The sequence below is a fragment of the Thermomicrobium roseum DSM 5159 genome (assembly GCF_000021685.1).
In the GTDB taxonomy this organism is placed as follows: domain Bacteria; phylum Chloroflexota; class Chloroflexia; order Thermomicrobiales; family Thermomicrobiaceae; genus Thermomicrobium; species Thermomicrobium roseum.
Genome location: NC_011959.1, coordinates 1,268,574 through 1,279,600, shown reverse-complemented (window position 1 = coordinate 1,279,600; position 11,027 = coordinate 1,268,574). Strand labels below are relative to the sequence as shown.

Here is an 11,027-nt window from a genome sequence, read left to right as displayed (position 1 = left end):
CCCCCAGTTCGCCTGCCACACGAACAACGAGCGAGCAGGGATTTCCCTGCTCGCTCCCCAGTACCCTCGGAGGGATTCGAACCCCCAACCTCTTGGTTCGAAGCCAAGCGCTCTATCCCTTGAGCTACGAGGGCCCACGCCCAGCGAGAAGTGTAGCAGATCAGCGACTCACTCGGCTAGTCCTGCTCGCGAGAGGAGAGACCCGGCTGAGCCTCCGTACTGTCTCTCGACAGGTTCGAGTGCCGGCGGGAGACTCTTCGGACAGGATCGTCACGATCCTGGCACACGCTTGCGAGCGAGGATCCGAATACGACCGGATCGTCGTGCGAGTGCTGCCGCGAGAGCGATCGGTGTGGTCGCCAGGATCGCTGCGAAATGGAGCCGGGCAAGGGTATGCTCGATTCGTCGCCAGCCCTTCGCGCGGGCGAGCAACCGAAGTCCCCACGCCCACTCCAGACCGTGCCATTCGTGGTGCTCATCGATGATCTCCAGCCCGACCTGGGCACACGCCCGAAGCAGCGTCGCTGGCGTGAAGACGCTGCGGTGGCGTGGCGGGTCGTATCCCATCCACGCGGAGCCGAAGCATCGCGCTGCCCAGGAGTCGCCGTTGGGTAACCAGAGCACGAGGGTACCCCCTGGGCGGAGGAGTTCAGCCACGCGGGCCAGTGCCCGACCGGGTTCGGGGAGGTGCTCCAGGACGTGCTGCAGTAAGACGGTATCGTAGGCGGTCGATGGGAGAGCGAGCGTCTCGAGGGTGCCTATCCGTACGTCCAGACCATGCCGGAGGGCAATCCGCGCTGCATCGGGATCCGGTTCGATCCCGCTCACGAATGGGTTACCCGCTGCCCGGATGATGAAAAGGAGTTCGCCAGTCGCGCACCCGATTTCCAACACATGGCGCGGCGGAGCCAGATAGGGCCAGAGCACGCGAACTTCGCGTCGCAGGAGAAGCCGCCGGGCAGTCGCGGTCCAGCCGGTTCGACGATAGGGGTCGTAGCCAGCGGGGTAGAACAGCGCTTCGCTGCCGGGTTGCGGTTGGGGAGTCAGGTAGCGAAAACCGCAGACTCGGCAGGCCACCAGCTGAACAGGGTGGGGCAGAGTACCGTAGCGGATGTCCTCGAGCCAGCCGAGTGGCTGAGGATCGTCTGCGCCGCAGAGACCACAGGAAACGGCGACCAGGTGGTGCGAACGGTCACTCATGATCGTGCCGGTAATGGTGACGGATGCTGTAGTCCTGACGCGGGGCGGAATGCGCGATGAGTTCGGCGAGGAGACCGGTCAAGAAGAACTGCGCGCCGAGCGTCATCAACAGGACGCCGAGCGTGAGAAGCGGTCGATGCCCGATCGGATGCCCGAGGAACCACTGGAGAGCGAGATAGCCATTGATGATGGTCCCGACGCCGAGCGCTGCGAGCCCGAACCAACCGAACAAATGGAGAGGACGAGGGCTGTACTGGGTGAGAAACAGCACGGTCAGCAGGTCGAAGAGTCCGCGAAAGAAGCGTGCTGGCCCGAATTTGGAACGCCCGTAGCGGCGCGGGTGGTGTGTCACGGGAAGTTCGACGACACGAAAGCCCCGAGCGTGAGCCAGGACCGGGATGAAACGGTGAAGCTCTCCATAGAGCGGAATTTCCCGCACCACTTCAGCACGATAGGCCTTGAGTCCACAGTTGACATCGTGCAGCCGGATACCAGTGAGAACCCGCACGAGGGCGTTGAAGACCCACGATGGCAAGCGCTTTGTCCAGGGATCGCGACGTGGTGCTTTCCAACCGGTCACGAGGTCGGCTCGCTCGAGAGCATCGAGCAAGCGCGGAATCTCGCGCGGATCATCCTGGAGATCCGCATCCAGCGTGACGATGATGCGCCCCCGCGCGGCTCGAAATCCGGCTGCGAGCGCGGCGGACTTACCGAAGTTCCGTCGAAACTCGATGACCTGGACGCGGGGATCGCTCAGGAAGAGTTCGTAGAGGAGACGGGTCGATCCGTCCGAACTCCCGTCATCGACGAAGACGAGCTCGGCTCGCAATGGGAGAGTGGCCAAGGTTTCGCACAGCGCGCGGTAGAGTTCTGGAAGACTTTCAGCCTCGTCGTAGACAGGGATCACGATCGAGAGATCGACCGGCTCGGATGGTTTCGGCTGCCAGTGCCGGTCCGGTTGGGTGGATGGCCGTGTCGCGGCCGGAACCGTCATGCACCCTACCCCTTCCCGCTCTTCTCTCATGGTATCGGAGCAGAGCACCGACTGCCAGCGTGCTGGGATGGGCGCCAAGCGGCGTGATCGGTTGGAGCCGGCTTCTCCGGAGGTGTCTCGCTGGGGAAACGAGGCGACGAGCTGGCTGACAGTTCGTGGTTTTCGAGGGCGGGCGAGTCCAAGTCGGTTCGGGTCGGGTGACGGACACGCCAGCGACAACAGGATGCTCGGGCGGTCGGCATACTCGGTGCGGAAAGGGGGAAGGATGCGCGCGCTGGATTTCGATGCCTGGTTGCTCGACTTGGACGGCGTCGTCTACGTGGGCGATCGACTGCTGCCGGGAGTCGCCGAGGCGCTCGCCACGCTGCGAGCGACGGGCAAGCATCTTCGTTTCCTGACCAACGATCCACGACCGACGCGCGAGCAACTCGCCGAGCGCCTGCGTCGCCTCGGCATCGATGTGGCGGTCGAGGAAGTCGTGACATGCGGCTGGGCGACCGCCCGCCTGCTGCCCCAACTCGGTATCGGCAGCGCTTACGTGGTCGGGAGCGTGGGACTAGCTGAGGAGTTGGCCCGCGTAGGTATCACCGTGGTAGACGACGGGATACCTGATGCAGTCGTCGTGGGAGCGGACGAGCGGCTGGATTTCCGGAGAGTCGTCAAGGGGAGTCTTTTGGTCCAACGCGGCGCTCGTTTCGTCGCGACCAATGCCGATGCATCCTACCCGATGCCTTTCGGAACGGTGCCAGCTACCGGAGCAGTCGTCTGTGCCATCCGTCTCGCGACCGGACAGCGCCCGCTCGTCGTCGGCAAACCGGAACCGCTGATGTTCCAGCTCGCGCTCGAGACACTGCCAATGGGTGCGACGGCGCTGGTCATTGGTGACCGGGTGGACAGCGATGTCCTCGGCGCGCATCGCGTGGGACTCCCCGCGGTTCTCCTGGCAAGAGAGGCGCCGGCTTTCCCCGCGCGCGACTTGCGTCGCCCGGAGAGAATCGCCACCTCGCTCGCCGAACTCGTGGCGACTTCCCCAGAAATACCGCCTCGGCCGGTCGACGACGTGAGGTGGCCTGAACGTGTCGTGGCCGGTGTCATCCTGGTCGTCCTCGACGAGACGATCGAGATGGTCGCGCTGGTACCGGTAGCCAGCAGCTGGATGCTGCCCTGGGTCGCACTGGAGCCGCTCGAATCATTTGCCGACGCTGCCGAGCGATTGCTTGCGCGGATCCTCCCGTCGCAGCCGGTCACGCTGACCTTCCGGCCAGAACTGGTCGACGGAACCGTGCTCGTCAGCGATGTCGATGGGGCGCTCATCCAGCTGGCTGGACCAGTGGTCGTTGTTCGCATCACTGGGAGCATGCTCGCCGGTGGCGCGGAGTGGCGAGAGATCGCGCGTGCCCGCCAGTTGCTCCCCGCCGATCAGGCGCGGGTGCTGGAAAGCGCGTTGAGTGCGCTCGATTGAGCGCGGGCGACGAGCAGCGCGGTGTCGGGATCGGTGATCGCGATCCATCGCCGCTCGTGGAATCCAGTCCTTTCCAGCCATGACTCCAGATCCTGCGCCGTTGGATTGCGTCCGTGCTCGGTGGCCAGGAGCATTTGGAGATCGTGAAGGGCGTGTCGAAGGATGGCGCTGGGTGACGCTTTGGGCGGCGTTGCGCGGATCGCTAACCAGCCGGTTGACAACAGTGCCTGCCGAACGCGTCGGAGCAGCCGCTCGGCCTCGGGCTCACCCATACCGTTCAGGACACCGAAGAGAAGAACGAGGTCGTAGTCATCTCCGAACGGGTCCTCGAAGAAATCACCAGCCTGGAGATGGATCCGATCGCCGAGTCCCTGCCGATCCACCAGTTCGCGTGTCACCGCGATGACCGGTGGACGATCGAAGACGGTCGCCTCGAGGCCTGGATGGAGTCGCGCGAGCGCCATCGCGTATTCCCCATGTCCACCACCGAGATCGAGAACACGCGGGCGAGAGCGATCGGCCAGGAGCGGCAATAATGCTTTCGCCACGTCCTCGCTCGTCAGCCGGGCGACCTCGTACAACATGAGGGTGAAGCGGCGCACCCAGTCGCTGGCATCTTCCTCGCGACGACTCGCATCCGGTGCGCGACCGGTTCGCACCGCTTCCGCGAGCAGGCCCCAGCGACGATAGAAGGCTGCTTGAGCAGCGAGGAAATGAGCGAGCGAGGAGGGTGAAGTGGGAACGAGCGTCTCCCTGCTCGAGTCAGTGAGCTGCCAACCTGCTGGTGTTTCGGTAACGAGGTCGAGGGCGGCAGCGGCGCGAAGGAAGCGGGCCAGCGCCGTAGCGTCAGCTCCGACAGCGAACGCCAGATCGCTGGTGGATTTCGGTCCGTCTACGAGATGTTCGGCGATCCCGAGTTCGGCAAAGGTGATGGCGAGTGCAGCGATGCGAAAACTTTGCGCGAACTCGAGGATGCGTTGCTGGGATGGTACGGGCGGCATCGTCCACTCCTTTTTCACCCAGCTACCACGCGCGGAGCAAGGGGCGAGTCAGACAGGTTGGACCGCCGGACCGATTGTGCGAGATCTCTCGACCCTCGTAGACGAAGACCGTACAGCCTGCTCGTTCGAGGGCAGCGATCGTCCGCTGGTTTTCCTTCAAGATGACGCAACGCCGGGGGGCGAGTGCGAGCACATTCGGTGCCTGGGTCGCGAACTCGTCCTCTGGAACAGTGATGATCTCGATTCTGCGGTCGACGAGCATTTCCGCCAGCCGCACCGGGAGAAGCGGCAAATACGCGACCACGAGGTCAGTATCGACCGGACTGAGCAGCGAGAGGAGGTGCAGGCATTCGCTGGGACCATGCCAGTGCGCGAGATCCACCGCGATGACCTGGACAGCCTTGGGGCGGAGCAGATCGGCGAGCTGGGCTATGCCTGTATCGTTCGTGCGGTAGCTGCGGCCGACGATCAGGGTGTGCTCGTCGAGCCAGAGGCAATCGCCACCCTCCACGGTGCCTGGTGGCTGGATTCGGCCGACGATCGGGATGCCGAGATCTCGCAGCACCCGCTCGAGGGCAGCGACCTCCGGTTGACGCAGTTCCTTGCCCATGCGCAGGAGGATCGCTCCCGCCGATGTGACCAGGACGGGATCGAACGGAAAGATGGCATCCTGGAGAGCTGGGTCCTCCGGTTCGACGACGATGGTCTCGATCCCCTCCCGCTCGAGCAGGGTGACCAGTGCGGCATGCTCGGCAGCCGCACGCTCCTGGTCGATCGGGTGGACGTACCCAAAGTTTCGCCAACAGTCTGGATTCGGGGGTGGAACAGGTCGAACGAGTAAGACGCGCCGGAGCGGCGCGACCATCGACTGTGCACCCCATCCGGTCGTCATCTCCGAGAAACTCCCTTCAGCAAAATGCCTCGTGAGCACCAGACGTGGCGCTCACGAGGCTCGCAGCGATCGCTCGTTTCAAAGCGCTTCTCGCCACATGGCCCAGAAGTTGTAGCTGTTGATATAGATCGGGTTGGGGACGTAGCCGCGAATATCCTTCTGCAGCACAGTTGCCTTCTTGATCTGGGCATAAAAGATAGCGGCTGGATCGTCCCAGGTGAGAATGCGCACGATTTGCCCGGTGAGGCGCCGGATCTCGTCTTCCGTCGCCGCATCCTTCAGCTGGTTCATGAGCCGATCGACCTCCGGATTCTGGTAGAACATCGCGTTGGAACCCTTGGAACCCACCGAGTCGGAGTGGTAGTTCGGGTAGATCTGGTTCCAGGAATCGTTGTAGTCCGGCCACCATCCACCGGACATGAAGTGCGGGCGCTGTTCCGGCGGCGTATCGCCGTAGGCGAGTTCCAGTAGTGCTGCCCGCTCGACCTGCTGGAGCTCGAGCCGGATACCGATCTGGGCGAGATTGGCCTGGAAGAGCTGGGCCATCGCGGCATCCGTCTGATCGCCGCTCGAGTACATGTAGGTGAAGGTGTCGCCTTCCTTGATACCCGCTTCGCTGAGCAGTTGCTTGGCCTTTTGCAAGTCAGTCGTATAGGTCGGTATGGAAGGATCGTAACCGATGACGGTGTCGGCGATCGGCCCGTTGATCGGTTTGGCATAACCGCGCAGGACCTTTTCGATCACTTCTTGGTATGGCCACGCGTAACAGAACCCCTGACGCGCCTTCGCATTCAAGCGGGCGTAGTTCATGCGGATCCAGTCGACCTCGGTCGTGTCGTACTCGACGATCTGGAGATTCGGGTTCTGCTTCATGGCCAGGAGGTCTTCGGGATTGATGTAGGCACAGGCGTGGGCCTCGCCTGTCTCCATGAGCTGGCGTCGGGTTGCATCCTCGGGGACGACCCGGGCGATGATCCGGTCGAAGAAGGGCCGCTCGCCATGATACTGCTCGAAGCGCTCGAAAACGAATCGTTCCTGCTGCAAGAGTTCGACTGGCTTGTACGGGCCGGTGCCGACGATGTTCTGGCTGAACCAGTCGTGCGCGAACTCGTCGTCGGCAGTCTTGTGCTCGTCCCACGCTTTCGGCGAGACGATCAGCGGCCCGTACTCGGAGGCCATCGCGGCCAGGAAGAGTGGTTGTGGTTTGGTCATGACGAACTTGATCGTCGTGGTGTCGACGACCTGGATCTGTTGGTCGGGATCCTCGACGAAACGCGAGATCACATTGACGGGCCCTCGACCCATCTTGAGGAAACGCGTGAACGAGCGCTTCACCGCGTCTGCGTCGCACGGGGAGCCATCGTGGAAGACGGCGTTCGGCGGTAGCTTGAAAGTGAACTCGGTAAAGTTGTCGTTGTGCGACCACTCACGAGCCAGCATCGGCTCGTAGTCGAAGGTGGACTCCCCCTTCAGCTTGATCAGCATCTCGTAACAGGCGAGGAAGAGTGCCGAAGCCTGGTTATCGTACGCTGATTGCGGATCGAGGTCCGGTACCCCTCCGAAGAAGAGGACGACGAACTCGCGATTCGTCGATTCTCGCCGGCCGGTGGGGGTTTGGCCGGGCTGTGGGGTAGCTGCTGGGGCAGGGGCGGTCGGCGTTTCCCCGCCCCGCGAGCAGGCAGCCAACAAGGCGAGAATCGTCGGAGTGGAGAGACCGAGTGCCAGGCCGCGGCTCAGGATCTGCCGGCGCGTGAGCCGGCCACTGCGCGCTGCCAGCAGAAGGGCGAGCGATTCTTCGGGGCGTCGGGGATCCATCGTGCTCCTCCTCTCGATGCTTACCGTCGCCGAGTCCGCGGATCGAGGAAGTCACGCAAGCCATCGCCGAGTAGATTGAAGCCCAAAACGGTGAGCGTCAGGGCCAGGCCAGGAAACGTAATGTACCACCACGCATCGCGGAAGAAGGTTCGGGCACCAGCGATCATCGTACCCCATTCCGGCGTCGGAGGCTGGGCACCGAGTCCGAGAAACGAGAGGCCGGACGTTGCCAACACCGCATAGCCCACATCGAGCGTGAGTTGGACGATGATCACCGCAAGCGTGTTCGGCAGAATATGCCGGCCGACGATGCGCCAGGGCGAGGCACCGATCGCTCGCGCTGCCTCGATGAACTCGCGCTCCTTGAGCCACAGCACCTGACCCCGAACGAGGCGTGCATACCATGGCCAGTACACGACGGTGAGCGCGATCACCGTGTTCTGCAGGTTACGACCGAGCGTCGCAGCGATCGCCATGGCGAGAACGAGGGCCGGAAAAGCCAGGAAAAGGTCGGTCAGGCGCATGAGCAGTTCGTCGACCAGCCCACCGACGTAGCCAGCGATCAGACCGACCAGCGTTCCGACAACGACAGCGATCGACAGAATGATGAACGCGATACCCAAGGAATATTTGGCTCCGCTCAGCACCCGACTGAACACGTCGCGCCCGAGCTCGTCGGTACCGAACCAGTACGTCGACGATGGGGGCTGAAGCTTGAGGGCGACGTTCGGCTGGATGGGGTCGTGCGGTGCGAGCACACTACCGAAGACCACGAGGAAAAGGAAAAGGGCGATCAGTACCACGCCCAGCAAGTTGAGCGGGCTGTGACGAAGGAATTCGATGACCGTGCTCGAGAGGGTGCGCTGGCGCGGTGGGCGCTCGAGCAGCACGGTCACTGGCCTGGTCGTCGCGGTCGTGGTTCGCTCCATGTCACGTCACCCGGATGCGTGGATCGAGCAGCACGTACGCGATATCGACCAAGAGATTGACGAGAACGTAGGCGGCACCGATGACCAGGGTCACGGAGATGACTGCGTTGTAATCGAAGTTCTGGATGGCTTGAAAGGCGTAGCGACCGATGCCTGGCCAGGAAAAGATGATCTCGACGAGAACGGCCCCGCCCATGAGCAACCCGAACTGCAGGCCGATCACCGTGACAGCCGGGAGTAAGGCGTTCTTGAGCGCATGGCGGAGGATGACCGTACTCGGGCGCAACCCCTTGGCCCGCGCGGTTCGGATGTAATCCTGTCCGAGAACCTCCAGCATCCCCGAGCGGACCATTCGTGTGACGATCGCGAGCGCAGCGAGCCCGAGCACCAGTGACGGCATGACCAAGTGCTTGAGAGCCAGGAAGAAGAGCGGAAGGTTCCCGGCCAGGAGCGCATCGATCGTGAACAAGCCCGTGACCGGTGGCGGCTCTTTGACTCCGATCGGGAGTCGCTGGCCATCGGGGAGCAGCCCCAGTTGGGCAAACAGGATGAACTGCAGGACGAGTGCCAGCCAAAAGGACGGAATCGACAGGCCGAGAATCGAGATGGTCCGGCCGAAGAGATCGAGCAGGGAGTTTCGCTGGACCGCTGAGAGAATACCGAGGGGGATGCCGAGGATCACCGCGAACAGCATCGAGGCGAGTGCGAGTTCGATCGTGGCTGGCAGGTACCGCTTCAAGTCCTCGGCGACGGGACGGCGGGAGGTCAACGACTTGCCGAAGTCGAAGCGGACCAAACCGCTCACGTAGCGCACGTACTGGCGCCAAAGCGGTTGGTCGAGCCCGTACTCCTTGCGGATCTTCTCGACCGCTGCTGGGCTCGCGCGCGGCCCAGCGATCATGCGGGCAGGATCGCTCGGCACGACGTGCGACAAGGTGAAGGTGATGAGCGAGAGCCCGAGCAGCACGAAGATGAGGAAGAAGAGCCTTCGGATGATGAGCCGAACGATCATCGGACGATGGCCTTCGTTTCCTTGCCGGGGCAATCCCGCAGGGCGACTGTGAGTACGAAAATCACCCTCGCGCTTCTCCCCTGCCTGCCGATCTCATCCTCCTGCGCGCTCCTCAGTGCAGGATGCAGGGCAACCGAGCATCTCCACTCTACCGGGAAAGGAAGAGCGCTGTCAAGGCACGACCAGTCTTCGTCGCACACTGGGAACCGGCTGCATTGGGTCATCGACCCGTACCACTCCAGGAACGGGCCGAACGGGGTCAGGACTGCTTCGCCATGTACCAGCGCACCGTTGTCTGGATCGAGCGATGCCCTGCTGGGCGCGAGCCGACTCGATCGAGTCTGCTCGCGCCCGTCCTCTTCATGCCTCGCGAGCGAGCTTGCGAGCTGCCACGACGACCGGATCCCAGACGGGTGAGAACGGCGGTGCGTAGGCGAGATCGAGATAGATGAACTCCTCGAGCGTGAGGCCGGCGCTCAACGCAGTTGCAACAGTGTCGATCCGCTTGCCTGCTCCCGGTCCGCCGACGATTTGGGCACCGAGCAGTCGACCGGTGCTCTCTTCGGCCAGCATTTTGACCGTCATCCAGCTCGCGCCAGGGAAATAGCCGGAGCGGGTCGTGGAGCGGGCGTGACCAGTGATCACGGACAACCCTGCGACTCGTGCCTCGCGCTCACTGAGCCCGGTGCGGGCGATCTCGGTGTCGCCGAAGCGCGTGATGGCGGTGCCGACGATACCAGGGAAGCGGGCATCGCGGCCTCCCAGGTTGAGTCCGCAGATACGACCCTGCTTGTTGGCAGTGGTACCGAGCGGGAAGTACACGGACCGACCGAGCAAGCGGTGAGACACGTCCGCGCAATCGCCGGCCGCCCAGATGCCTGGTTCCGAGGTGCGGCAGCGGTCGTCGACGTGCACGGCATTGCGTTCCCCGACCACGAGACCAGTAGCTCGAGCCAGCTCGCTGTTCGGTTCTACTCCGATGCCGATCACGACGACATCGGCAGCGATTTCGCCAGCTGGAGTGATGACCGCCCGGATCCGTCCTCCGCGGGTGGCAAAGGCTTCGACTGGTGCCTTCGTCAACACGGTCACCTGTTCTTCGCGCAGTGCTCTCTCCACCAACTCGGCCATGTCAGGATCCAGCATCGGCATAACTTGCTCGCCAGCCTCGATGAGTGTGGTCGCCAGGCCGCGGGCACGGAATGCCTCGGCGATCTCGATGCCGATGTAGCCACCACCGACCACGGCCGCTCGCTGCGGTCGCTCTCGAGCGAGCCAGTCGACGAGCGCTTGCGCCTCCTCGATACCGTGCAACGTGAAAATACCGGCGGCGTCTCGACCAGGGACAGCGAGTTCACGCGGGCGCGCACCAGTGGCCAGCACGAGCTGATCGAACGGCTCGCGATACTCGCGCCGCTGCTCGTGGTCCAGCGCGATCACCTCGCGGCGAGCCAGATCGAGCCCGATGACCTCGGTGCGCAGCCGCACATCGATGCCGTTGCGGCGATGTGCTTCCGGTGTGCGAGCGATGAGCTGACTCCACTCCGCGACATACCCTGCGACGTAATATGGCAACCCGCAGAGCGCGTACGAGGTGAACGCACCGCGTTCGAAAGCGATGATCTCGACGTCGGAGCGCAGCCGTCGTACCTGTGATGCAGCGCTCATGCCAGCTGCATCCCCGCCGACGATGACCAGACGCTCTTTCCGGATCGCCATGCT

9 protein-coding genes and 1 tRNA gene are annotated in these 11,027 nt (G+C 63.4%); 1 reads left to right on the top strand and 9 read right to left on the bottom strand.

What is annotated here, in order from left to right:
• Window positions 1-61: 61 nt before the first annotated feature.
• From TRD_RS06030 to TRD_RS06020, 3 genes are all read right to left on the bottom strand, one after another.
• Window positions 62-134, bottom strand: a tRNA-Arg gene (locus tag TRD_RS06030).
• A 136-nt stretch (window positions 135-270) separates the two neighbouring features.
• The gene (locus TRD_RS13625; RefSeq protein WP_015922237.1) at window positions 271-1,200 is read right to left on the bottom strand and encodes a class I SAM-dependent methyltransferase; all 930 of its coding nucleotides are present in this window, start codon (window positions 1,198-1,200) and stop codon (window positions 271-273) included.
• Window positions 1,193-2,194 (bottom strand): glycosyltransferase family 2 protein, encoded by a 1,002-nt coding sequence (locus TRD_RS06020; RefSeq protein WP_015922236.1) that lies wholly within the window; start codon window positions 2,192-2,194, stop codon window positions 1,193-1,195. The genes TRD_RS13625 and TRD_RS06020 overlap by 8 nt, the downstream gene beginning before the upstream one ends.
• Before the next feature lie 265 nt (window positions 2,195-2,459).
• On the opposite strand from TRD_RS06020, the gene TRD_RS14140 reads away from it, so the two are divergent.
• Window positions 2,460-3,656, top strand: coding sequence for an HAD-IIA family hydrolase (locus TRD_RS14140; RefSeq protein ID WP_015922235.1), 1,197 nt, complete (start codon window positions 2,460-2,462; stop codon window positions 3,654-3,656).
• On the opposite strand, the gene TRD_RS06010 is transcribed toward TRD_RS14140, so the two are convergent.
• From TRD_RS06010 to TRD_RS05980, 6 genes are all read right to left on the bottom strand, one after another.
• Window positions 3,614-4,657, bottom strand: a complete 1,044-nt coding sequence (locus tag TRD_RS06010) for a methyltransferase (RefSeq protein WP_015922234.1) — start codon at window positions 4,655-4,657, stop codon at window positions 3,614-3,616. The genes TRD_RS14140 and TRD_RS06010 overlap by 43 nt on opposite strands.
• A gap of 22 nt (window positions 4,658-4,679) precedes the next feature.
• On the bottom strand, window positions 4,680-5,549 hold the full coding sequence (locus TRD_RS06005) for a dimethylarginine dimethylaminohydrolase family protein (RefSeq protein WP_015922233.1): 870 nt from the start codon (window positions 5,547-5,549) through the stop codon (window positions 4,680-4,682).
• A 78-nt stretch (window positions 5,550-5,627) separates the two neighbouring features.
• Entirely contained in the window at window positions 5,628-7,364 is a 1,737-nt protein-coding gene (locus TRD_RS06000) for an ABC transporter substrate-binding protein (RefSeq protein ID WP_015922232.1), read from the bottom strand.
• 20 nt (window positions 7,365-7,384) lie between these two features.
• The gene (gene nikC / locus TRD_RS05995) at window positions 7,385-8,293 is read right to left on the bottom strand and encodes a nickel transporter permease (RefSeq protein ID WP_015922231.1); all 909 of its coding nucleotides are present in this window, start codon (window positions 8,291-8,293) and stop codon (window positions 7,385-7,387) included.
• A gap of 1 nt (window position 8,294) precedes the next feature.
• Window positions 8,295-9,305, bottom strand: coding sequence for an ABC transporter permease (locus tag TRD_RS05990; RefSeq protein WP_015922230.1), 1,011 nt, complete (start codon window positions 9,303-9,305; stop codon window positions 8,295-8,297).
• Window positions 9,306-9,665: 360 nt separating this feature from the next.
• A complete protein-coding gene (locus tag TRD_RS05980; protein WP_015922229.1) occupies window positions 9,666-11,024 on the bottom strand; it encodes an FAD-dependent oxidoreductase in 1,359 nt (452 codons plus the stop codon).
• Window positions 11,025-11,027 lie beyond the last annotated feature (3 nt).